Origin of the sequence: Microbacterium hydrocarbonoxydans, from assembly GCF_000956475.1 — a bacterium.
GTDB classification, from domain to species: Bacteria; Actinomycetota; Actinomycetes; order Actinomycetales; family Microbacteriaceae; genus Microbacterium; species Microbacterium hydrocarbonoxydans_A.
Genome location: NZ_JYJB01000005.1, coordinates 102956 through 124654 on the forward strand (window position 1 = coordinate 102956; position 21699 = coordinate 124654).

21 protein-coding genes are annotated in these 21699 nt (G+C 70.8%); 13 read left to right on the forward strand and 8 right to left on the reverse strand.

Translation table 11 applies throughout. The features are described from left to right. Positions 1-9: 9 nt before the first annotated feature. Together RS84_RS02800 and RS84_RS02805 are read right to left on the reverse strand one after the other, a co-directional pair. Positions 10-729: a ubiquinone/menaquinone biosynthesis methyltransferase gene (locus tag RS84_RS02800; RefSeq protein ID WP_045256243.1), complete on the reverse strand. Its 720-nt coding sequence runs from the start codon at positions 727-729 to the stop codon at positions 10-12. Between the two features lie 9 nt (positions 730-738). Further along, complete coding sequence (locus tag RS84_RS02805) at positions 739-1329, reverse strand: hypothetical protein (RefSeq protein WP_045256244.1); 591 nt, start codon at positions 1327-1329, stop codon at positions 739-741. 177 nt (positions 1330-1506) lie between these two features. Between RS84_RS02805 and RS84_RS02810 the strand changes: the two genes are divergently transcribed. Next, on the forward strand, positions 1507-2757 hold the full coding sequence (locus RS84_RS02810; RefSeq protein ID WP_045256245.1) for an isochorismate synthase MenF: 1251 nt from the start codon (positions 1507-1509) through the stop codon (positions 2755-2757). 64 nt (positions 2758-2821) lie between these two features. Here RS84_RS02810 and RS84_RS02815 read toward each other — a convergent pair whose 3' ends face one another. The 3 genes from RS84_RS02815 to RS84_RS02825 are packed head-to-tail and all read right to left on the reverse strand — an operon-like array spanning position 2822 to position 5680. After that, positions 2822-3664 (reverse strand): polyphosphate kinase 2 family protein, encoded by an 843-nt coding sequence (locus RS84_RS02815; RefSeq protein WP_045256246.1) that lies wholly within the window; start codon positions 3662-3664, stop codon positions 2822-2824. A gap of 16 nt (positions 3665-3680) precedes the next feature. After that, positions 3681-5345, reverse strand: a complete 1665-nt coding sequence (gene menD, locus RS84_RS02820; protein WP_045256247.1) for a 2-succinyl-5-enolpyruvyl-6-hydroxy-3-cyclohexene-1-carboxylic-acid synthase — start codon at positions 5343-5345, stop codon at positions 3681-3683. Next, complete coding sequence (locus RS84_RS02825; protein WP_045256248.1) at positions 5342-5680, reverse strand: PLDc N-terminal domain-containing protein; 339 nt, start codon at positions 5678-5680, stop codon at positions 5342-5344. The genes menD and RS84_RS02825 overlap by 4 nt, the downstream gene beginning before the upstream one ends. Positions 5681-5738: 58 nt before the next feature. On the opposite strand from RS84_RS02825, the gene RS84_RS02830 reads away from it, so the two are divergent. From RS84_RS02830 to RS84_RS02845, 4 genes are read left to right on the forward strand one after another with little or no spacing between them, the layout of a single operon-like run. Next, positions 5739-6143: a hypothetical protein gene (locus RS84_RS02830; RefSeq protein WP_045256249.1), complete on the forward strand. Its 405-nt coding sequence runs from the start codon at positions 5739-5741 to the stop codon at positions 6141-6143. A 53-nt stretch (positions 6144-6196) separates the two neighbouring features. Beyond that, positions 6197-6838 carry a DsbA family protein gene (locus tag RS84_RS02835; protein WP_045256250.1) on the forward strand — a complete coding sequence of 214 codons (642 nt, stop codon included), beginning with the start codon at positions 6197-6199 and terminating at the stop codon, positions 6836-6838. A gap of 57 nt (positions 6839-6895) precedes the next feature. Beyond that, the gene (locus RS84_RS02840; protein WP_045256251.1) at positions 6896-7363 is read left to right on the forward strand and encodes an SRPBCC family protein; all 468 of its coding nucleotides are present in this window, start codon (positions 6896-6898) and stop codon (positions 7361-7363) included. After that, a complete protein-coding gene (locus tag RS84_RS02845) occupies positions 7360-8148 on the forward strand; it encodes an SRPBCC domain-containing protein (RefSeq protein ID WP_045256252.1) in 789 nt (262 codons plus the stop codon). The genes RS84_RS02840 and RS84_RS02845 overlap by 4 nt, the downstream gene beginning before the upstream one ends. A gap of 28 nt (positions 8149-8176) precedes the next feature. On the opposite strand, the gene RS84_RS02850 is transcribed toward RS84_RS02845, so the two are convergent. The 3 genes from RS84_RS02850 to RS84_RS02860 are packed head-to-tail and all read right to left on the reverse strand — an operon-like array spanning position 8177 to position 11481. Next, complete coding sequence (locus RS84_RS02850) at positions 8177-9517, reverse strand: NtaA/DmoA family FMN-dependent monooxygenase (RefSeq protein WP_045256253.1); 1341 nt, start codon at positions 9515-9517, stop codon at positions 8177-8179. Continuing rightward, positions 9514-10719 carry an LLM class flavin-dependent oxidoreductase gene (locus RS84_RS02855; RefSeq protein WP_045256254.1) on the reverse strand — a complete coding sequence of 402 codons (1206 nt, stop codon included), beginning with the start codon at positions 10717-10719 and terminating at the stop codon, positions 9514-9516. Before RS84_RS02855 ends, RS84_RS02850 begins: the two co-directional genes overlap by 4 nt. A 45-nt stretch (positions 10720-10764) precedes the next feature. Continuing rightward, on the reverse strand, positions 10765-11481 hold the full coding sequence (locus RS84_RS02860) for a GNAT family N-acetyltransferase (protein WP_045256255.1): 717 nt from the start codon (positions 11479-11481) through the stop codon (positions 10765-10767). Positions 11482-11732: 251 nt separating this feature from the next. Here RS84_RS02860 and RS84_RS02865 point away from each other — a divergent pair, with 251 nt between their 5' ends. The 8 genes from RS84_RS02865 to RS84_RS02900 are packed head-to-tail and all read left to right on the forward strand — an operon-like array spanning position 11733 to position 21634. After that, positions 11733-12803 (forward strand): ABC transporter permease, encoded by a 1071-nt coding sequence (locus RS84_RS02865; RefSeq protein ID WP_052676184.1) that lies wholly within the window; start codon positions 11733-11735, stop codon positions 12801-12803. Further along, on the forward strand, positions 12800-13750 hold the full coding sequence (locus RS84_RS02870; protein WP_045256256.1) for an ABC transporter permease: 951 nt from the start codon (positions 12800-12802) through the stop codon (positions 13748-13750). The genes RS84_RS02865 and RS84_RS02870 overlap by 4 nt, the downstream gene beginning before the upstream one ends. Next, complete coding sequence (locus RS84_RS02875; protein ID WP_045256257.1) at positions 13747-15438, forward strand: dipeptide ABC transporter ATP-binding protein; 1692 nt, start codon at positions 13747-13749, stop codon at positions 15436-15438. The genes RS84_RS02870 and RS84_RS02875 overlap by 4 nt, the downstream gene beginning before the upstream one ends. A gap of 29 nt (positions 15439-15467) precedes the next feature. Continuing rightward, on the forward strand, positions 15468-17105 hold the full coding sequence (locus RS84_RS02880; protein WP_052676185.1) for an ABC transporter substrate-binding protein: 1638 nt from the start codon (positions 15468-15470) through the stop codon (positions 17103-17105). Next, positions 17105-18127 carry an LLM class flavin-dependent oxidoreductase gene (locus RS84_RS02885; RefSeq protein WP_045256258.1) on the forward strand — a complete coding sequence of 341 codons (1023 nt, stop codon included), beginning with the start codon at positions 17105-17107 and terminating at the stop codon, positions 18125-18127. The genes RS84_RS02880 and RS84_RS02885 overlap by 1 nt, the downstream gene beginning before the upstream one ends. Before the next feature lie 32 nt (positions 18128-18159). Continuing rightward, a complete protein-coding gene (locus RS84_RS02890) occupies positions 18160-19368 on the forward strand; it encodes an LLM class flavin-dependent oxidoreductase (protein ID WP_045256259.1) in 1209 nt (402 codons plus the stop codon). A gap of 17 nt (positions 19369-19385) precedes the next feature. Then, positions 19386-20762, forward strand: coding sequence for an NtaA/DmoA family FMN-dependent monooxygenase (locus RS84_RS02895; RefSeq protein WP_045256260.1), 1377 nt, complete (start codon positions 19386-19388; stop codon positions 20760-20762). Next, on the forward strand, positions 20759-21634 hold the full coding sequence (locus RS84_RS02900) for a DUF1684 domain-containing protein (protein WP_045256261.1): 876 nt from the start codon (positions 20759-20761) through the stop codon (positions 21632-21634). Before RS84_RS02895 ends, RS84_RS02900 begins: the two co-directional genes overlap by 4 nt. Positions 21635-21699 lie beyond the last annotated feature (65 nt).

The following is a 21699-nucleotide window of genomic DNA, read 5'->3' on the forward strand; positions in this document are numbered from 1 at the left end:
TGGGTGCGATCACTGGGGCTTGCGGGCCCGGTGCAGGGCGACGATTCCGAAGGACAGATTGCGGTACGCGACGTCCGTCCAGCCCGCCTCGCGGATCCACGACGACAGGGCGCGCTGGTCGGGCCAGTCTCTGATCGACTCGTTCAGGTAGTCGTAGGCGTCGCCGTTCGTGCCGGCCACCCGGGCGACCCGCGGCAGCACCTGCGCGTTGTAGAACCGGTAGGCGCCGCGGAACAGCTTCCCCGGGGGCGTGGAGAACTCGTTGATCACAAGGCGGCCGCCGGGCTTGGTGACGCGGAAGAGCTCCCGCAGCGCCTTCTTCGGATCGTTCACGTTGCGCAGCGCGTACGACATCGTGACGGCGTCGAACTCCGCGTCGCCGAAGGGGAGGCTCGTGGCATCCGCTTCGACGAATGACAGGTTGCGCATGCCCCCGTGGCGGCGCTTGCCCTCTGCGAGCATGCCGGGCGAGAAGTCGGCGGCGACGACCTCGGCGCCGCTGCGAGCGAGGGACGCCGACGACGAGGCGGTGCCCGCGCCGAGATCGAGGATGCGCTCCCCCGGCTTAGGGGCGACCGCTCGGGTGGTGGCGGCGCGCCAGAGCGCGTCGTTGCCGACGGTCATCGCCGTGTTCGTGCGGTCGTAGCCTGCGGCGACCTGATCGAACATGCCGCTGACGCGGGCGGGGTCCTTGCCGAGATCTGCGCGATTGGGCTCGTTCGGGGTCATGAGTGAAGTCTAGGCGGGCTCGCTGTGGACTCCGCCGGGCTCGGCGGGCCGATCGAGGCCGAGCGCCGCGAGCCGGTCGAGCCAGACGTCGGCGGTGGCGTCATCGAAGGGCGGATGCTGCGCACGCACCTGCTGCTCGAGCTCGAGCGCCAGCGCTTCGAGGTGCGTCATGATCTCGGACGGATAGCCGAATTCTGCGCTGTGCTCGGCCCACTCGTCGCGGTCGTCGACCCAGGTGCCGCGCTCCCCCACGACCCGGACCACGTCGAGGTCCATATCGATCCCGACCGCGAGCAGCGGATCGTCGGACCAGCGCACCTCCCACCCCAGGTCGATGTAGATGCGCATGCCCTTGGGGTGGTCGCGGTTCACCGTGAGCGCGTAGTCCTGCCGGTCCGCGGGGATCAGGGTCACGTTCGGGCTCCAGGTCGTGTACTCCCGACCGGGACGCGCGCTGTGCCAGCCGACGGGCTGGCCGATCCAGTCGCCCCATTCGTCGGCGCCCAGGTACACGCACTCGTGCCGCCAGTGCGCAGAGCCGTCCCACTTGCTCCACTGCGTGATCATCTCGGTGCCGGGCGCAGGACGTGCATCGCTCATGCCCTCAGCGTATGCCTGCGCCCGCAACCGCCATCCGCCGTCGCCCTGGGCGAGATCGGGAATCTCGCGTGAGGTCGGGAGTACCGCATGACATCCGCGTGCAGGGGCGGGGGTTTCGCGAGCGAATCCGGAGGTCGCAACGGAATCCCGAACTCACGCCGAAGGTAGGCTGGAGGGGTGAGCACGAAGCTGGTCGTGGAGACCCGCGAGATCGACCCGGTCGAAGATCTTCTGGCGTACGCCGACCCCGATCAGCCCCTCGCCTGGCTGCGCCGCGGCGACGGGATCGTCGCGGCAGGCGACCGGATCGTGACCGCCATCCGTGTTCCGGCCGGCACGGACGCAGCACGCTCGGCCATCATCGCCTCCGCCTGGCGGCAGCTCGCTCAGGATGCCGACATCGATGATCCGCTGGGGCTTCCCGGCACCGGCCTGGTCGGATTCGGCGCGCTCGCCTTCGATGAGCACTCGATCGCCGACAGCGTGCTCCTCGTCCCCTCCGCGGTCATCGGGCGCCACCGCGGACGCAGCTGGCTGACCCGCATCCGCACTGCCGATTCCGCGCCTTCGACCGCCCCGGCCGCCAAGACGTACGGCCCGCACTGGGCGGGCACCGTAGGCCCGGGCGCGCAGAGCCCGCAGGGCTATCAGGACTCGGTGCGCGGCGCCCTCGCCCGCATCGCGGACGGCGAGCTCAGCAAGGTCGTGCTCGCGCGCGACCTCACCGGCAGCATCCCTGCGGGGTCGGACCTGCGCCGGCTGGTTCGCGCGCTCTCGACCGGCTACCCCGACACCTGGGCGTTCGCAGTCGACGGGCTCATCGGGGCGAGCCCCGAGACGCTGGTGACGGTGCAGAACCGCACGGTGACCGCCCGCGTGCTCGCAGGCACGATAGGGCGAGGGGCGGATGCCGACGCGGACACCGCCGCGTCGGCGCATCTGGCGTCGAGCACGAAGGATCTCGACGAGCACGAGTACGCCGTGCAGAGCGTGCTCGCCTCGCTGCGTCCGCACACGCGGGTGCTCGCCGCGAGCGAGCAGCCGTTCCTGCTGAAGCTGCCGAACCTGTTCCATCTCGCGACCGACGTCGAGGGCGAACTGGCAGAGGGCGAGTCGTCGCTCGATCTCGTGGGGGCGCTGCACCCCACCGCGGCCGTCGCAGGCACGCCGACCGTCGCGGCGATCGCGGCGATCCGGCAGCTCGAGCCCTTCGACCGCGGCCGCTATGCCGGGCCGGTCGGCTGGGTCGACGCCGCGGGCAACGGCGAATGGGCGATCGCGCTGCGCTGCGCGCAGTTCACGGGGGGCGCAGGCGAGATCGCGGTGACGGCGTATGCCGGAGCAGGAATCGTCGCGGGGTCCGATCCCGAGTCGGAGCTGCTGGAGACACGGGTGAAGTTCCGCCCGCTCGTCGACGCTCTCGCCTGAAGCCGCCGAGTCTCGGGCACTGTGCTCCCTCGCGGGGCGACCGGAGGCGATCCCGAGGCGCGGCTCAGCTCGCGGCGAGGCGCTTCTTCTCAGCCTCCACGTCGAAGTCGGCCTTCGGCCACTGCGGATCGATGTCCTCGAGAGCGGCGAGGAGCAGCTCCTGCACGGCGAGCCGGGCGTACCACTTCGCGTTCGCGGGAACCACGTGCCACGGCGCCACCTCGGTCGACGTGCGCTCGAACACCGTCTGGTATGCGGCCATGTACTCGTCCCACAGCATCCGCTCGTCCACGTCGCCGGGGTTGTACTTCCAGTGCTTGTCGGGCCGATCGAGCCGCTCCATGAGCCGCTCCTTCTGCTCCTCGCGCGAGATGTGCAGCATGACCTTGACGATCCGGATGCCGGATGCGGCGGCATCCGCCTCGAACTCGTTGATCGCCGCGTATCGGCGCTCGATCTCCTCGGGCGTCGCGAGCCCCCGCACGCGACCGATCAGCACGTCCTCGTAGTGCGAGCGGTCGAACACTCCGATGAATCCCGGCTCCGGCAGCCGCTTCTCGACCCGCCACAGGAAGTCGTGCGCGCGCTCCTCGTCGGTCGGAGCCTTGAACGCCGTGAGCGAGACGCCCTGCGGGTCGACGCCGCCGACGACGTGCCGCACGATGCCGCCCTTGCCGGCCGAGTCCATCGCCTGCAGCACGAGCAGCACCGCGTCCTTCGCGACGCCCGCGCGGCTCTCGGCGAACAGCCGCTCCTGCAGCTCGTTGAGATCGTCGAGCCCCGCCGCGAGCGCGCGGGCGCCCTCGGCCTTGCCCCCGGAGAACCCGGGCTTGCTTCCGGGGTCGACGTCGGCGAGGCGGAATCCGTCTCCGACCTGCAGCTCGCGTGTCCAGGCGTGTGCGTTCATGCACACATCATGCCAGTCAGCGCGGCAACGGCACCTCGATCAGCTGTCGTCCGGTAACGGGCGTGGTGAGCACCTGATCGAGCGCGGCTCTGGTCGTCACGCGCTGGTACGTCCAGCCGTAGGCGAGCGCGAGCTGCTCGAAGCGCATACCGTGCGGGGTGTAGAAGGCTCGATCCAGGTCGGCGGCGGGGGCGGATGCCGCAACCTCCAGCCCGTCGAATATCGTGCCGCCGCCGTCGTTGCCCACGATCACCTGCAGCCGCGGCTCGGCTTCGTCGGGCGGCAGGAGCAGCGCGCCGACGTCGTGCAGGAAGGCCAGGTCTCCGAGCAGCACCCGCGTGACCCCCTGCGCGCCATCGGCCTGCGAGGCCGCCGCGATCCCGGTCGCGGTCGCGATCGTCCCGTCGATGCCCGCGAGGCCGCGGTTCGCATGCACCGGCACCTTCTTGCCGCCGAGCACGGAGTCGGCGACGCGAACGAGCCGCGACGACCCGAACACGAGACGGTCGTGCGGCCAGGTCGCCCGCCATACGGCGTCGACGAGGAGTTCGCGATCCAGCGGTCGGCGCACCGCCTCGAGCTCGACCTGCACGGCGTCGCGACGAGCGGCGAAGTCCGTCGAGGCGAGGCCATCGGCATCCGGCGCCTGCTCGCTGAGATCGATCGCGAGCGACGCGGATGCCGTCATCCACTCGCCGAGCCACTCGCGATCCGCCTCTCCCTGTGCGACGGAGACGGATGCCGCGGGCGCGGTGCGCCCGTTCAGGTTCAGCTCTTCTCCCCCCCTCCGCACGGCGATCACCTCGACGTCGCGGCGGGAGAGCAGGCGGGCGACCTCGCGGCTGAGGGTCGGGTGCCCGAGCACCACGGCTCGTTCGATGCGCCCGCCGAAGCCGGGGTCGTTCAGCAGGGACCGGTAGCCGTGCACGAGCCGGCGCCCGAACCGCGCGCCGCTCACGATCTCCGCGATCAGCGGCCAGGAACCCTGGTGCGCGATCTCCTCGGCGCCGGGGCCGGCGTCGGCTCCGGCGATCACGACCGTGCGCGGCCCCTGCTCGAGCACCGTGGCGGGCGCCGCGAGCGGGGCAGGCGAGGCGCCCGGCGTGACCTCGACGACCGGCACCTCTCCCGACAGCGGCTCACGCGACGGCAGGTTCAGGTGCACGGGGCCGGCGATGCCCGGGAGGCCGTGCTCGGCATCCGCTCCGCACGCCACCGCGACGGCGCGGGCCGCGAGATCCGACCATCCCCCGTCACCAGGCACGGGTGCGTCGAGCGAGAGCCGCGCGAACGGGCCGAACACTCCGGGCTGGATCGTGGCCTGGTTGGCCGCGATGCCGCGAAGCTCGGGAGGACGGTCGGCTGTGAGGAGCAGGAGCGGGACACCGGCGTGGAAGGCCTCCATGACGGCGGGGAGCAGATTGGCCACGGCGGTTCCCGAGGTGCAGACGATCGCGGTCGGCACTCCCGTCTCGCGCGAGAGCCCGAGCGCGGTGAATCCGGCGACGCGCTCGTCGATGCGCACGTGCACGCGGAGCAGGCCGCGTCCGTGGAAGTGCACAGCTGCGAGCGCGAGGGCCTGAGAGCGAGAACCGGGAGAGAGCACCAGATCGCGCACGCCGTGCGCGATGAGGTCTGCGATCAGGGATGCCGCGGCATCCGATGCCGGAGAGGCCGTCACGGACGCGTGTCCGGGGCGTCGCCCTCGTCTTCGAGACGGGCGAGTTCGGCCTCGAGCTCGGCGATGCGGGCGTCCTGCTCCTTCTTGTTGATGCTCCGCAGGAACGCGGGGTCGTCGTCGGGCGCGTAGGGCCGCGCGTCCTGGTCATCGGCGCGCCGGCGCCCGATCGTGAACCAGAGGATCCCGCCGACCACCGGGACGATGATGACGATCGCGATCCACACGCCCTTGGGCACGCCACGGTGCCGCGTCGCCGGCTGCACGGCGCAGTCGACGATGCTGTACACCCAGAAGACGGCGGCCAGGAAACCGCCGACGATCAACAGTCTCGCCACCCTTTCAGTGTAAGCGCGTCGTGACGACGAGGGCCTGCGTTGTTAGACTGCGCGGACCATGCCTCGCCCGCAGATCGCGCACCGGAGCGAGCGGATGCTGATCGTCAGGATCGCCATCGCGCTCGGCCTCGCGATGCTGCTTCTCGTCGGCGCATGGTCGGACTCGCACGGCGAGAGCCGCACGGGCCCTGCTCTCTGCGTGGCGTCGGGCGTCTCGGCGAGCTCGGTCTCCGGTCATCAGGAGGTCACCGCGGTCGACGACGTCGCGGCCGCCGACCTCGGAATCGTCGGCGCCTGCGCTCTCCTCGTCTTCCTCCTGGTGCTGACCGCGCGGCGGATGCTCCGCTCCCTGACGATGTTCCGTCTCGGACGCGTCGCCACGGCATCCGCTCCTCCCCGTGCCGGGCCCGCGACGCTCCTGCAGCCCCTCACTCTCACGCAGCTCTCCGTCTCACGGACCTGATTCCGGGCGCTCCGCGCTGCCCCGAATCGATCACCCCTGTGTCTGGAGACCCCATGAAGACCTCGTTCAAAGCTGTCATCATCAGCATCGCCGTCGTCGTCCTGCTCGCCATCGCCGCCATCGCCTACGCGATGAATCAACAGGCCCAGAAGCCCGCGGGAGGCGGCGAGACGGTCCGCCCCGACTCGCACGTCCTCGATGACGCGGGAGCGGATGGCGTCACCGTCGTCGAGTTCCTCGACTTCGAGTGCCCGTCGTGCGTGCGGTTCTTCCCGATCGTCGAGGACCTGCGCGAGAAGCACGCCGGCGACATCACCTATGTCGTGCGCTACTTCCCGCTACCAGGGCACATCAACTCCACGCAGGCGGCGCTGGCCGCGGAGGCGGCCGCGCAGCAGGACCGCTTCGAAGACATGTACCGCACGCTCTTCGAGACCCAGCAGCAGTGGGCGGGCCAGCAGACGGAGACGCCCGCGGTGTTCCGCGAGCTCGCCGTCGGCCTCGGCCTCGACATGGCGGCCTACGACGAGGCGATCGCCGATCCCGCGACGCTCGATCGCATCCTCTCGGACAAGGCGGATGGAGAGGCCCTCGGCGTGCGGAGCACGCCCTCGTTCTTCATCGACGGCGAGCTGCTCGAGCTCACCGCATGGGGCGACCTGGAGAGCGCGATCGACAAGGCCCTTCGGCGCTGATCAGGCGTACGGAAGAACCCTTGACACATTCGTTTAGACGAATGTATCGTGATCCGCATGGACAACATCATCGAACGCACCGTTGCCGCATCTCCCTCGCGCGTCTGGGAGCTGTGGACCACCCCGCAGGGGATCTCCGCCTGGTGGGCTCCCGAGGGATTCCGCACCGACGTCACCCGCCTCGACCTGCGCCCGGGCGGCGAGCTCGTGTACACCATGACCGCCGTCGCCCCCGAGCAGATCGCCTTCATGGAGCAGTACGGCATGCCGCTCGCCACTGAGTCCCGCAAGTTCTTCGTCGATGTGGAGGAGCCTTCCCGGCTCTCCTACCGTTCGGTGATCGACTTCGTTCCGGACCACGAGACGTACGAGCACCTCACTGTGGTCGAGCTCAGCCCCGAAGGCGAGGGAACGCGCATCGTGATGCACATCGAGCCGCTGCACGACGAGGTCTGGACGGAGCGCCTGACGCAGGGGCGCACCAACGAACTCGACAACCTCGCGGCACTGGTCGCGGCAGAATGACCGAGCCCGGCATCCAGCGAGCTCTCGCCGTGATCGCCGAGCCCACGCGATTCCGGATTCTCGAGCTCCTCGCCGATCGCGCCTGCACCGTCTCCGAGGTGCAGGCCGCGATCGGCGCCCTGCAGCCGCAGACGACGAAGCACATCCAGGCGCTGGAGACCGCGGGCGTGATCCGCGTGCACAAGCTCGGCCGACGACGCATCGCCGGCATCGACCGAGACATGATGACGCGTCTCGCCGCGCACTTCGCAGGCCTCGCCGCTCCCTCGGCCGATGATGCGGTGCTCGACAGCTACGCCGCCGCGATCCGCGAGGAAGAAGCGCGCACCGCGCACGACGAGCGGCCGCCGATGGTGTTCTCGCGCACGATCGCCGCATCCGCCGATGAGGTCTGGAAGGCCTGGACCGACCCCGTCCTCGCCGCGGGATGGTGGGCGCCCCGCCACTTCACGGTCGACGCCTTCGAGCTCTCCCCCGAGGCCTGCTCGGACATCAGGCTTGTCCTTCGCGAGGGCGAGACACGCTACAGCTCGGCCGGACGGATGCTGGTGGCCGACGCCCCCGAGCGGCTGGTCTTCGAGCTCGCTCCGCTCGGCGAGGACGGCGCCCCGCTCTTCCATGCCCGGCACACCGTCACCCTCCGCCAAGAAGGGCCGGCCACCGTCCTCGTCCTGGAGATCGAGGTCTCCGAGGTGCAGGACGCAGCCGCACCCGCGGTCGCGGGGTTGGAGCCCGGGTGGACGCAGCTGCTCGACGCGCTCGAGGCCGAGATCACGGCATCCTGATCCCGGCCCCGCGTGCGCCTGTCGCCCGTCAGACGGCGACAGGCTCGCCGGCGACGCCGAGCGTCTCGCGCAGTGTCGCACCTTCCTCATACGACTCGCGGTACGTGCCGCGTTCCTGCAGCAGCGGGATGACCCGGTCGGTGAACTCGTCGAGCCCGTGAGGTGTGAGGTGGCCGACGACCGTGAAGCCGTCGGTCGCGCGCTCCTGCACATAGCGGTCGATGTCGGCCGCCACCTGGCCGGGCGTGCCGACGAAGGTGTGGTTCGCGGTGAGCCTGATGATCAGATCGCGGATGCTGAGCTTCTCGGTCTCGGCGACCTCGCGGAGCTTGGCGATGCGGCTGCGCACGGCCGCGTGTCGATTCGCGAAGCCCTGCGCGGACTCGGGCCCCGTGTCCGGATCGACGTCGGGCAACGGCCCGTCGGGGTCGTAGCCGCTGAAATCGCGGTTCCACACCTGCTCGAGGTACGTGATCGCGGTCTCCGGGCGCACCTGGGCGAGCGCGATCTCGCGCGAGCGCTCGCGCGCCTCCTCGAGAGTGTCGCCCAGCACGAAGGATGCTGCGGGCAGGATCTTGAGGTCGTCCTCCTGACGCCCCACCGCAGCCAGACGGCCCTTCACATCGCGGTAGAAATCCTGCGCATCCTCGAACTCGGTGTGCAGCGAGAAGATCACGTCGGCGTGCGCCGTGGCGAAATCGCGGCCGTCGGCCGAATCACCCGCCTGCACGATGAGGGGGCGGTTCTGCGGGGAGCGCGGCACGTCGAAGCGCGCGTCGATGTCGAACAGGTCGCTGGTGTGCACGACCTGCTCGACGGCGTCGCGACGCAGGAACTCGCCGGTCTCGGCATCCGCGATGATCGCGTCTTCGCGCCACGACGACCACAGCCGCTTCGACAGCTCGGCGAACTCGGCCGCCCTCCGGTAGCGGTCGCCATGGTCGAGGAAACCGCCGCGGCGGAAGTTGGCTCCGTGGAACGCGTCGGAGCTGGTGACGGCGTTCCATCCAGCCCGGCCGTTCGAGAGATGGTCGAGAGTCGCGAGCTGGCGCGCCAGTTCGTAGGGCTCGTTGAACGTCGTGCTCAGCGTGCCGACGAGGCCGATGTTCTCGGTGACCCCGGCGAGCGCCGCGAGGATCGCCAGGGTGTTCGGGCGGCCGAGCACATCGAGGTCGTGGATGCGGCCTCGGTGCTCGCGGAGCCGCAGCCCCTCTGCCAGGAACAGGTAGTCGAACAGTCCCCGCTCGGCGTTCCGCGCGAAGTACTCGAACGACGAGAAGTCGATCTGGCTTCCCGCCGTCGGGTCGGTCCACACCGTGGTGTTGTTCACACCGGGGAAGTGCGCGGCGAGATGGATGCGGCGGCTCATGCGAAGACCTCCTGTGCGGCGAAGCGGCTGACGCGGCGGGGCAATCCGAGCCGCTGCCGCAGGGTGGGTGCGCCGTCGTCCTGGTGCAGGACCCCCGCGGCCTCGAGCAGCGGGACCAGCTGCTCGGTGATCGCCACGAGATCGGCGGGCAGGCGGGCAGGGCGCAGGCGGATGCCGTCGACTCCGGCGGTGGCGAGGGCGCGGATCTCATCGGCCACCGTCTCGGCCGTGCCGATCACGACGCGCGCGTCGGTGGAGATCTGCGCGCGCTCCTCGAGGCGGTTCCAGGTCGCGTGCGCCTGCTGCGTGGTGTCCTCGATCAGCACGAGGAGGTCCGCGAACACGCGCAGCGGCTCCGACTCCTCGCGCACCTCTGCCGCGGCCCGAGCGACCTCGACGATGATCGACGCGGCATCCTCGGCATCTCGCGGGGTGATGAACACCACGTCCGCGTGCTCCGCGGCGAACCGATAGGGGATGCTCTGGTGCGCCAGGGCCGTGATCAGCGGCTGCCCCTGCGGCGAGCGCGGCACGATCGAGGCGCCCGTGATCGAGAAGAACTCCCCCTCGAAGTCGGCGTTGTGCACGCGCTCCCGATCGAGGAAGCGGCCGGACTCGACGTCGCGGATGATCGCGTCGTCCTCCCAGGAGTCGGCGAGCACGCGGATGGCCTCGACGACCTCACCCGCCTCGCGGAAGGCGGCTTCCCACGCCGGATCGTCTTCGACGCGACCGGATGCAGGAAAACCTGCCGGTCCGTCGCTGCGACGGCCGAAGTTCGCCCGCTCCTGCGGAGAGGAGCCGGCGACGATGCGCGCGCCGGCTCGTCCGAGGCTCGCGTGATCGAGGGTCTGCAGGCCGGTGGCGAGGTGGAACGGCTCGGGATGCGTCGTGGTGAGAGTCGGCACCAGGCCGATCCGCCGCGTGAGCGGGGCGAGGAACGAGGCGACGAGCAGTGCATCGAGGCGTCCCCGCACGCGGTCGCGGCGGATGCCGGCATCCGACTCCGTCGTGCGGCCCTCGAGCGTGAGCGCGTCTTCGATGGTCGCGAGCACGAGTCCCGCGTCGTCGGCTGCGCGCACGAGGTCGCGCCAGTAACCCGGCGTGGTGAGCTCGGTCGGTCGCGCCGTGGGCTCGCGCCAGGCAGCAGGGTGCCAGCCCGCACCGTCGAGCGCGACGGCGATGTGCACCTTCTCGGTCATCGGTCGTTCCTTTCGATCAGCAGGACGCGGGTCCTGCGGGTTCTTTCAGCCCGCGAGGATGCGGTCGCCGACAGGCGTTCGCACCGCGAGGAAGGTCGTGCGGCGGCGCAGGGCGAAGCCCAGCCGCTCGTAGACGCGGATCGCGCCGACGTTGGTCGCCGCGGCGTGCAGCAGGGCGCGGTCGCCGCGCTGCTGGATGTGGAAGGCGACGTCGAGCACGAGCCGCGAGGCGATGCCCTGTCCACGATGCTCGGCATCCGTGGCGACCGCGCTGATCTCGGTCCATCCCTCGGGGTGCAGGCGCTCGCCCGCCATCGCGATCAGCTTGCCCTCGCGGCGGATGCCGATGTAGCGGCCGAGTTCGTGGGTGCGAGGGCGGAAGGGCCCCGGCTGGTTGCGCTCGACGAGCGCGAGCATCTCGGGCACGTCCTCGGCCCCCAGCAGCACGGCCTCCTCGTCGGGGCGGGCGTGCAGAGCATCCGTCTGCACGAGCTGCACGCCGTCTCCGCGGCCCAGCTCCTCCCACCCTTCGGGGAGATCGGGATCGGCTCCGGAGATGCCGATCTCCTCGCCTGGCCCCACCAGCTCCGTGAGCGCCTGCCAGACCCGTGGGTCTTCCCACGTGCGGACCGCGACGAAGGGGGCGACTTCCGACGGGTAGCGCCGCGCGAGGTCGTCGCCGATCGCGAAGGAGGCGTGCGGCCCGGTGAGCGCGTGCCAGGCCGGGTTGTCGAGGACGTCCTCTGAAGGCGTGTGCGACATGGATCTTCCGTTTCGTCGAGGTGTCGATCTGGCGTGCCCCCACGTTAGGAGCACGCCGTGCGGCCGGGTGCCGATCGATGCCCACTGTGTCGCCTCATGACCGAACGCGTCGGCGCGTAACGGTCGGAGTCGTTCTCCGACCGCGCGCGTCAGCACATGACCCTCGGCCTCGGAAGAGCGTCCAGACGGTGAGAACATCGCCCATCGGCATCCCGCCGCACCATCGCTGCAACCACGGAAGGAGCCCCGCCATGCCCGCTGCGACCAGACCCGCATCGACGATCGCGCGCTATGTCTCCTCACGGCTCGGCCAGTCGCTGCTCGTGCTCTGGGCGGCCTACACCGTCTCGTTCATCGTGCTGTACGCGCTGCCGAGCGATCCCGTCGCCCTGCTCGCCGGTGGCGACGCGAGCGACATCACCCCCGAGCAGCTCGCCGAGCTGAAGGCGCACTACGGTCTCGATCAGCCGCTCGTCGTGCAGTATCTGCTCCGTCTCGGCGGCGTGCTCACGGGAGACTTCGGAAGCTCGATCGCCACCGGCCGGCCGGTCGCGCAGGTGATCGGCGAGGCCATCCCGCCGACGCTGCAGCTCGCCGGGCTCGGCTTCCTGCTCGCGGTGCTGACCGGCACCGGACTCGCCGTGCTCGCCACCTACGTCCGCAGCCGGGCGCTGTCGACGCTGTTGCTCGGGCTGCCTCCGCTCGGCGTCGCGATCCCGTCGTTCTGGTTCGGTCTGATGCTCATCCAGTGGTTCTCGTTCCAGCTGCCGCTCTTCCCGGCCATGGGCGACAAGAGCATCGCCTCCCTGGTGCTGCCCTCGATCACGCTGGCCCTGCCCACCGGTGCGATGATCGCCCAGCTGCTGTCGAAGAGTCTGGCGACCTCTCTCCGCGAGCCGTACATCGACACCGCGAAGGCCAAGGGCGCCGACCGCCGTCGGGTGCACCTGCGGCACGCCCTTCGCAACGCGGCCCTGCCTGCGATCACCATGACCGGGCTCATCGTCGGACAGCTGCTCAGCGGCACCGTGGTGACGGAGACCGTGTTCTCCCGCCCCGGCATCGGCCGCGTCACCGCATCGGCGGTGCAGCAGCAGGACATCCCCGTCGTGCAGGGCATCGTGCTGTTCGCGGCCGCGGCGTTCGTGCTCGCCAATCTCGCGGTCGACCTCGTCTACCCGCTGCTCGACCCGCGCATCCAGCTGACGGCGGCACCGCGCCGCCGCCGTCAGGCCCCCGCCTCCCCCGCCGTCGCACCGACCGCCGAGGCCGCGGAGGCCCCCGTCCCCGACATCGACGCCGTACTGGAGGACGCACGATGAGCGAGACCGCCGCGCTGTTGCCCGACAGCGCCCAGCATCCCGCGGAAGGATTCGGCGCGACGTCCGCCGATCGGTTCGCGGATGCCGTCGCCGACCGCGCCTCCCGCTCCGGCTCCCGCACGCGGTGGGCGCGCGCACTGGGCTGGCTTGCCCGTCGCCCCGCCGCCGCCCTCGCTCTGCTCTGGCTGCTCGTCGTGATCGTCGCCGCTGTCTGGCCCGGCGTCCTCGCACCCGGCGATCCGCTCGCCGGCGTCCCCGCCGAGAACCTGCAGGGCCCGTCCGCGGCGCACTGGTTCGGCACCGACCAGATCGGGCGCGACCTGTACACGCGCGTGGTCCACGGCACGTCCCTCACCATCAGCGCGGCCGCGATCGCCGTCGCCGTCGGGTTGATCGCGGGTTCCGCGCTGGGCCTGCTCAGCGGGTTCGCCGGCGGACGGACGGATGCCGTCATCATGCGCGCCGCCGACGTGCTGCTGGCGATCCCCGGGCTGCTGCTCTCACTCGCCCTCATCACCGCGCTCGGCTTCGGCACGGTCAACGTGGCGATCGCGGTCGGCGTCGCGAGCGTCGCATCGGTGTCGCGCATCATGCGCTCCGAGGTCATCAAGGTGCGCAGCTCGCCGTACATCGAGGCGGCCAGGGCATCCGGCAACGGCTGGCTCCGGGTGCTCGTGCGCCACGTGCTGCCCAACTCGACGGGCCCTGTCATCGTGCTCGGCGTGCTCGAGTTCGGCGGGGCCATCCTCGCCGTCTCGGCGCTCAGTTTCCTCGGCTACGGCGCGCCGGCGCCGGCGCCCGAGTGGGGCGCGCTCGTGTCCGGTGGCCGCGACTTCCTGCGAAACGCCTGGTGGCTCACCACGCTCCCCGGCCTCACCATCGCCCTCACCGTGCTCGCCGCGAACCGGCTGGCGCGCGGGCTCGACTCCGAAGGAGCCACAAGATGACCGCTCAGACGTCGCTGCTCGAGATCGACGGGCTGTCGGTGACCTACCGCACCCCGCGCGGCGCCATCGAGGCGGTGCGGGATGTGAGCCTTTCCGTCGCACCCGGTGAGACCGTCGCGATCGTCGGCGAGTCAGGATCGGGCAAGTCGACGACCGTGCACGCCGTGATCCGCCTGCTCCCCGACGCCGCGCGGATCGCCTCCGGCGCCATCCGCTTCGGCGACGCCGATCTCGCCACCGCCTCGCGCTCCGCGCTGCGCACGGTCCGCGGGCGCCGGATCGGATTCGTGCCGCAGGACCCCACGGTCAGCCTCAACCCCGTGAAGCGCATCGGCGAACAGGTCGCCGAGGTCCTGCGCGTGCACGGTCTCGCCGGGCGGCGCGATGCCGCAGAGCGAGCGGTGGAGGCGCTCGAACGGGCGGGGCTCCCCGACGCGGCGCTGCGGGCCCGCCAGTATCCGCACGAGCTCTCCGGAGGCATGCGCCAGCGTGTGCTCATCGCGATCGCGATCGTCGCCGACCCCGAGCTGATCATCGCCGACGAGCCGACCAGCGCGCTCGACGTCACGGTGCAGCGGCAGATCCTCGACCACCTCGACCACCTCAAGCGCGAGCGCGGCTCGAGCCTGCTGCTCATCACTCACGATCTCGGAGTCGCGGGGGATCGTGCCGACCGGATCGTCGTGATGTCCCAGGGCGAGATCGTCGAGGAGGGCACACCGGAGCAGGTGCTGCTCACGCCTCAGCATCCGTACACCCGCCAGCTGATCGCCGCCGCTCCCAGCCTGAATGCCCGGCGCGAGCCGATCACCTCATCCGAGCGTCCGCCGCTCGTGCTGCAGGGACGCGCCGGCGATCCCTTCGCGGTGCGAGAGACCGCGGACGGCGCCCGGCACCCCGCAGGGCCCGTGCTCGAGGTCGAGGGGCTCGTGAAGGAGTTCCCGCTGCCAGGGTCGGGCGGCGCCGTGCAGCGCGCCGTCGACGGCGTGGGCTTCCGCATCGAGCGCGGGCGGACGCTCGCCCTCGTCGGGGAATCCGGATCGGGAAAGACCACCACCGCGCGCCTCGCCCTGCGTCTGGCCGACCCCACTTCCGGCCGCATCCGCATCGACGGCGCTGACGTCACGGATCTGCGCGGCGGAGGCCTGCGCCAGCTGCGCCGACGGATCCAGCTCGTGCAGCAGAACCCGTACGCGGCTCTCAACCCGCGCCTGACCGTCGAGGAGATCGTCGCCGACCCTCTGCAGGCGTTCCGGCTGGGCTCGGCTGCGCAGCGCCGCAGCCGAGCCGCCGAGCTCATCGACGTCGTGGCCCTGCCCTCGTCCGCGCTGCACCGACGTCCGGCCGAGCTCTCCGGCGGTCAGCGCCAGCGGGTCGCGATCGCCCGCGCACTCGCCCTCTCGCCCGAGCTCATCGTGCTCGACGAGCCCGTGTCTGCGCTCGACGTGTCGATCCAGCACCAGATCCTCACGCTGCTCGGCACGATCCAGCGCGAGTTCGGACTCAGCTATCTCTTCATCTCGCACGACCTCGCCGTGGTGCGGCAGATCGCTCACACCGTCGGCGTCATGCAGCGCGGCCGGCTCGTCGAGCTCGGCCCCGCGGAGGAGATCTTCGAGAACCCGAGCGCCGAATACACCCGCACACTCCTCGACGCGATCCCCGGCCGCCTCCAGGCCGCCCTCTGACCCACCTGCACCCCCACCTAGGAGCCATCATGACCCGCACCCGACACCCTCTGCGCGGCCGCGTCGCGCTTTCCGCCTCGATCGCCGTCGCTGCCGGACTCGCCCTCAGCGCGTGCGCCGGTGCCGCCCCCGCGAGCGCCCCGCAGGACGATGCCGCGACGCCCGTGGACGGCGGCGACCTCACCTTCGCGATCGCCAACGACCCGATCTCGCTGAACCCCTCGGGCATCGGCTCCGGAAACGACACCTGGTACGTGACCCGTCAGCTGGTCGACTCGTTGCTGTACCAGAACCCCGACACGGGCGAGCTCGAGCCGTGGCTCGCGACCTCGTACACCGCCAACGACGACGCGACGGCTTTCACGTTCGAGCTGCGGGACGACGTCACCTTCTCCGACGGCACACCCTTCACCGCGGCGAACGTCAAGGCGACGTTCGACGACATCATCGCCGCGGGCGCCCTGAGCCAGTCCGTCAGCAGCTTCGTCGGCTATCAGGAGACCAAGGTCATCGACGACGACACGGTCGAGGTCGACTTCTCGACCCCGAACGCCGCCTTCCCCAACTCGACCGCGGCCGTGGGACTCGGCATCGTCGGCGATGCGACGCTCGCTGTCCCGTTCGCGGATCGGGCGGACGGCAAGGCGGTCGTCGGAACCGGACCGTTCACCCTCGACACCTACACGAAGGACGTCGAGACCGTTCTCGCCGCACGCGAGGACTACGCCTGGGCGCCGGAGGCGCTCGGCAACGACGGCCGCGCGCACCTCGACACCGTGACGTTCCAGATCGTCCCCGAGGCGAGCGTGCGCACCGGCAGTCTCACGAGCGACCAGGTCGACGTGATCGGCGGCGTGCAGCCGACCGACGTGCAGACGCTGCAGGATGCGGGCTACCCGCTCGTGTCGCGCGGCAACCCCGGCATCAGCTTCGGGCTCTCCTTCAACCTCGCCCGCCCGATCGTGTCGGACATCGCGGTGCGCGAGGCCATCTCGGCGGCGATCGATCCGAAGGTCGTCCGTGACACCGCGCTGAACGACCTCTTCAACGTCGCCACCAGCGCTCTCGCGAAGAACACCCCGTCGTGGGCCGACGAGAGCAAGCACTTCTCCTACGACCCCGACCACGCCGCCGAGCTTCTCGAGAAGGCCGGCTGGACCGAGGGCTCCGACGGCATCCGCACCAAGGACGGCCAGCCGCTCACCCTCCAGCTCGCCTGGATCACGAACTTCGGGCCCAACCAGACCTCTCTCGAGCTGATCCAGCAGCAGCTCAAGGCCGTCGGCATCGACGTCGAGCTCGAAGGCAGCACTGTGCCCGAGTTCCTCGAGAAGCAGGCGTCCGGTGACTTCGACATCGTGTGGGGCAACCTGTCTCGCGCCGACGGCGACGTCCTGCGCACCCAGTACTCGGCCGCGACCACCAAGCTCAACATCGACGACCCCGAGCTCGAGGCGCTGCTGCAGGGTCAGCTCGCCGCGGGAGACACCGCCGCGCGCGACAAGATCCTCGCCGACGCTCAGGCGCGCATCGCCTCGCAGTATTACCAGATCCCGGTGCACGAACTCACCTCGATCCTGTCCACGCAGACCACGGTGCACGACGTCACCTTCGGCGCGGACTCGCGACTGAACTCTCTGGTCGCCGCCTGGAAGGACGCGAGCTGATGACGACGCCGAAGATCATCGAGGCCGGCTTCACGCTGGCGGGCAACTACCCGGAGACCGATCCGGCGACCGGGCTCGAGGACACGCTGCGGCTGTTCGAGTTCGCGGAGGAGATCGGGCTGCAGGTCGCCGGCATCCGCCAGCGTCACCTGGAGCGCGGAGTCTCGTCGGCGCTGACCTTCCTCGCCGCCGCGACGCAGCGCACCGAGGCCATCCGCCTCGAGACCGCGGTCGTGCCGCTGGGCTACGAGACGCCGTTCCGGCTCGCCGAGGACTTCGGCACGGTCGACGCGCTGTCGAAGGGCCGGCTCAACGTCGGGATCAGCTCGTCCGCACCGCACGGTGCGCTGCTGCGACACCTCGGCCGGATCGAGGACGAGGGCGACATCGACGCCTACGTGCTGATCGCCCGGTTCCTCGAGGCGCTCGAGGGCCGCCCCCTGGGCGAGGACATCCACACCCCCTATGGTCCGCAGACCCCTCGTGTGCAGCCGCACATCCAGGGGCTGCGAGAACGGGTCTGGCTGGGCGGCGGCTCCGCCCGGTCGGTGCGCTGGGCGGCCGAGCAGGGGCTCAAGCTCCTGCTCGGCAACATCACGGCTGCCGGCGGCGCCGACGACTTCGAGACTGCCCAGCGCGCGCACATCGACGACTACTACGCGCACCACACCGGCCCCGGCGCCCCGGCGGTCGGCGTCGAAAGAGTCATCCTGCCGATCGACAGCGCGACGACGGCGCAGCGCGAGCGCTACACCGCGTTCGCGGAGAGCCGGCAGGCACGGACCGAGCAGGCCACGAACGGCCACCTGTTCCAGGAGGATCTGTTCGGCACCGCCGACGAGATCGCGGAACGGCTGCTGGCAGATCCCTCGATCGACGGCCTCACCGAGTTGCGCGTCGCCCTGCCGTACGCCCTGTCGCTCGACGACTACCGCCAGATCCTCTCCGACATCCGCCACGCCGTCCTGCCTCGCCTCGGCTGGGCGCCCGCGGCATCCGCCCTCGCTTCGACCGCCGCCTAGACACTCGACCCCGCAGACAAGGAGCACCGCACATGACCTCACGACTTCGCATCGGCGTCGCCCTCGACGGAGCCGGCTGGCATCCCGCCGCCTGGCGCGAGCCGTCCTCACGCCCCGACGAGCTCTTCACCCCGCAGTACTGGCTCGACCTCGTCCGCACCGCGGAAGACGGTCTGCTCGACTTCGTCACGATCGAGGACTCGCTCGCGCTGCAGTCCTCCGATCCCCTCGGACCCGACGACCGCACCGACGAGGTGAGAGGACGCCTCGACGCGGTGCTGATCGCCTCGCGCGTGGCGCCGGTGACCGGCCGCATCGGCCTGATCCCGACCGCGACCGTGACGCACACCGAGCCCTTCCACGTCTCCAAGGCCATCGCCACCCTCGACTACACCAGCGAGGGCCGTGCCGGCTGGCAGGTGAAGGTGTCAGGGCGCGCCGACGAGACGGCCCACTTCGGCCGCCGCGCGCACCCCGGCACCGAGATCGAGTGGACGTCGCCGGGGTTCCGTGATTTCGCCGTCGAGCTCTTCGACGAGGCTGCGGACGCCGTAGAGGTCGTGCGGCGGCTCTGGGACAGCTGGGAGGACGATGCCGAGATCCGCGATGTCGGCACCGACCGGTTCCTCGACGCCGACAAGGTGCACCAGATCGACTTCGAGGGCCGGTGGTTCAGCGTCCGCGGGCCGTCGATCACGCCCCGTCCGCCGCAGGGTCAGCCGGTCGTCGTCGCGCTCGCGCACAACGACATCCCCTACCGGCTGGCCGCGCGCTCCGCCGACGCGGTCTTCGTCACCCCGGCGGATGCCGTCCACGCGCAGAGCATCCTCGACGAGGTGTCCGCCATCGAGGCGGATGCCGTCGCCGCCGGCGAACGCGACGGCGAGCCGCTGCAGGTGTTCGCCGACATCCTCGTGCTCCTCGACGAACCGGGAGGCGAGCCCGCCGACGAGCGGCTGCGACGCCTCGACGCGCTCGGCCGCCCGCTCACGAGCGACACCCGGATCTTCACGGGGTCGGCATCCGAGCTCGCCGACCTCGTCGCCCAGCTCGGGGAGATCGGCTACGCAGGGGTGCGGCTGCGCCCTGGGGTGGCCACCGACGACCTCCCGCGCATCGCCGGCGCCTTCACCGCCGAGCTGCGTGCCCGCGGGCTCTTCCACGACCGCTACGAGGCCGGCACCCTGCGCGGCCTGCTCGGGCTGACCGAGCACCTGCCCAGCCGTTACGCCACCGTCTGAGATCTCCTGGAGCCGACATGACAAAGAAGCAGATCATCCTCGCCGCCTACGTCGGAGGGGTCAACGAGCACACCCTGTGGGAGCATCCTGAAGCGGGAAGCCAGATCGACTTCTCCACGTTCCGGCACGTCGCGCAGACCGCCGAGCGCGGCCGATTCGACTACTTCTTCCTCGCGGAAGGCCTCGCGCTGCGAGCACGCGCAGGTCGCATCTTCGACCACGACATCGCCGGACGCCCCGACACCCTTCCGGTGCTTGCGGCCCTGGCCGCCGTGACCGAGCACATCGGCCTCGTCGGCACCCTGAACGCGACGTTCAACGAGCCGTACGAGCTGGCTCGGCAGATCGCCAGCCTCGATCACCTGTCCGGCGGCCGCGCCGGCTGGAACGTCGTCACCTCGTTCGACGCGTTCACCGGAGCGAACTTCCGCCGCGGCGGATTCCTGCCGCACAGCGAGCGCTATGTGCGCGCCGAGGAGACGGTCGCCGCGATCCGCCGGCTGTGGGACTCCTGGGCGGACGACGCGATCGTCGCCGACAAGGCCTCTGGCGAGTTCCTCGCGGACGCCGCCGCCGGCGCCTTCGCGCAGAACAGCACCCAGTTCGACATCGCGGGCCGCTTCACGGTTCCGCGCAGTCCGCAGGGCCGGCCGGTGATCGTGCAGGCCGGAGTCTCGCCGCAGGGACGCGACTTCGCGGCATCCACGGCGGACGCCATCTTCTCACCCTACGCGTCACTCGCCGAGGGCAAGGCGTTCTACGCCGACATCAAGGAGCGGGCGGCCCGCTTCGGCCGCGGACCCGACGAGATCAAGATCCTCCCGGCCGCGGCCTTCGTGATCGGCGACTCGAAGGCCGACGCCGAGGAGAAGGCGCGCGACATCCGCGAGCAGCAGCTCACGGACAAGACCATCCAGGTCACCTTCGAGCAGGTGTGGAACCGCGACCTGTCGGCCTACGACCCCGATGGGCCGCTGCCCGACATCGATCCCGATCCGCAGGCTCCGCCCATCATCCAGGGGCGGGCCTTCGTGTTCCAGGACCGTTTCGAGACCGTGCGGAAGTGGCGGGAGCTGGCCGACGAACGCGGGCTCACGCTGCGCGGGCTCGCGCACGAGGTCTCGGGCAAGGCCGCGTACGTCGGCACCGCCGCGCAGATCGCCGATCAGCTCGACGCCTTCGTGCAGGAAGACGGAGGCGATGGCGTCGTGATCGGCTCGCACCTCGTGCCGGCCGGTCTCGACGAGTTCGTCGACCAGGTCGTGCCGCTGCTGCAGGAGCGCGGTTCGCTTCGGACGGATTACGAGGGCACGACGCTGCGCGACAACCTCGGTCTTCCGGTGCCCTCGCGCGATGCGCAGCTCGCCGGTGCGACGAGCGAGGGGGCGCGATGACTCTGCAGTCCGAGGCGAGTCGATCGACGCAGACGTCGTTCGCGCAGGAATGGGACGAGTGGCACCGCGCGCACGAGAAGCGGCGCGCCGACCCGCACGGCTTCCTCGCGGTGACCGGTCTGTTCTGGCTGTCCGAGGAGAAGACCGCGGTGCCTGGTCTCCCAGGGCTCTGGAGCACCGGAGCGGAGGGCCCGGTGGTCGAGCTCGCGGAGGACGACGTGCTGCTGCTCGGCGGCACCGTGATCAGCGGGACCCACCGCTTCGGCCCGATCGCCGAGCGCGACGGCATCACGGCCGGCTTCGATGAGGGCGTGATCGAGATCGCCAAGCGCGGCGGCCGCGACATCCTGCGTCCACGCCGCGCCGACTTCCCGTTCCTCCGCTCCTACACCGGCACGGCCGCCTACCCGGCCGATCCGCGATGGCGGATCCCGGCACGGTTCGTGCGCTTCATCGCCCCTCGCGCGATCGAGGTCGGCGCGGCGGTCGATGCGCTCGCGCACGTCTACGAGTCGCCGGGCTACGTCGAGTTCGAGATCGGCGACGAGACGATCCGGCTCCTCGCCTTCCCTGGCCATGCGCCCGGTTCGCTGTTCGCGCTGTTCACCGACGCGACCAGCGGTGTCACCACCTATGCGGCGAACCGCATGGTCGCGATCGAGGTATCCGAGGACTCGGATGAGACCGTGGTCGACTTCAACAGGGCGGTGAACCTGCCCTGCGCGTACACGGACTTCGCGACATGCCCACTGCCGCCGGCCGAGAACCATCTGCGCATCGCGGTCACAGCCGGGGAGAAGACGCCGAGCGCTCGTGTCGAGGGCCTCGTGTCGGCAGCCGGGATCGTGCCCGCAGCATCCTCATCCGCCTGAACGAACCGTCAGTGCCGCCGGCGGTACGCCGCCAGCGGCACTGCTCGCGGTTTCCGTTGTCGCCC

What these genes read in the sequence shown, in the direction of transcription:
- RS84_RS02800 (WP_045256243.1), bottom strand. Translation starts at nt 729, where the DNA reads ATGACCCCGAACGAGCCCAATCGCGCAGATCTCGGCAAGGACCCCGCC.
- RS84_RS02805 (WP_045256244.1), bottom strand. Translation starts at nt 1,329, where the DNA reads ATGAGCGATGCACGTCCTGCGCCCGGCACCGAGATGATCACGCAGTGG.
- RS84_RS02815 (WP_045256246.1), bottom strand. Translation starts at nt 3,664, where the DNA reads ATGAACGCACACGCCTGGACACGCGAGCTGCAGGTCGGAGACGGATTC.
- RS84_RS02830 (WP_045256249.1), top strand. Translation starts at nt 5,739, where the DNA reads ATGCCTCGCCCGCAGATCGCGCACCGGAGCGAGCGGATGCTGATCGTC.
- RS84_RS02835 (WP_045256250.1), top strand. Translation starts at nt 6,197, where the DNA reads ATGAAGACCTCGTTCAAAGCTGTCATCATCAGCATCGCCGTCGTCGTC.
- RS84_RS02840 (WP_045256251.1), top strand. Translation starts at nt 6,896, where the DNA reads ATGGACAACATCATCGAACGCACCGTTGCCGCATCTCCCTCGCGCGTC.
- RS84_RS02845 (WP_045256252.1), top strand. Translation starts at nt 7,360, where the DNA reads ATGACCGAGCCCGGCATCCAGCGAGCTCTCGCCGTGATCGCCGAGCCC.
- RS84_RS02850 (WP_045256253.1), bottom strand. Translation starts at nt 9,517, where the DNA reads ATGAGCCGCCGCATCCATCTCGCCGCGCACTTCCCCGGTGTGAACAAC.
- RS84_RS02855 (WP_045256254.1), bottom strand. Translation starts at nt 10,719, where the DNA reads ATGACCGAGAAGGTGCACATCGCCGTCGCGCTCGACGGTGCGGGCTGG.
- RS84_RS02860 (WP_045256255.1), bottom strand. Translation starts at nt 11,481, where the DNA reads ATGTCGCACACGCCTTCAGAGGACGTCCTCGACAACCCGGCCTGGCAC.
- RS84_RS02865 (WP_052676184.1), top strand. Translation starts at nt 11,733, where the DNA reads ATGCCCGCTGCGACCAGACCCGCATCGACGATCGCGCGCTATGTCTCC.
- RS84_RS02870 (WP_045256256.1), top strand. Translation starts at nt 12,800, where the DNA reads ATGAGCGAGACCGCCGCGCTGTTGCCCGACAGCGCCCAGCATCCCGCG.
- RS84_RS02875 (WP_045256257.1), top strand. Translation starts at nt 13,747, where the DNA reads ATGACCGCTCAGACGTCGCTGCTCGAGATCGACGGGCTGTCGGTGACC.
- RS84_RS02880 (WP_052676185.1), top strand. Translation starts at nt 15,468, where the DNA reads ATGACCCGCACCCGACACCCTCTGCGCGGCCGCGTCGCGCTTTCCGCC.
- RS84_RS02885 (WP_045256258.1), top strand. Translation starts at nt 17,105, where the DNA reads ATGACGACGCCGAAGATCATCGAGGCCGGCTTCACGCTGGCGGGCAAC.
- RS84_RS02890 (WP_045256259.1), top strand. Translation starts at nt 18,160, where the DNA reads ATGACCTCACGACTTCGCATCGGCGTCGCCCTCGACGGAGCCGGCTGG.
- RS84_RS02895 (WP_045256260.1), top strand. Translation starts at nt 19,386, where the DNA reads ATGACAAAGAAGCAGATCATCCTCGCCGCCTACGTCGGAGGGGTCAAC.
- RS84_RS02900 (WP_045256261.1), top strand. Translation starts at nt 20,759, where the DNA reads ATGACTCTGCAGTCCGAGGCGAGTCGATCGACGCAGACGTCGTTCGCG.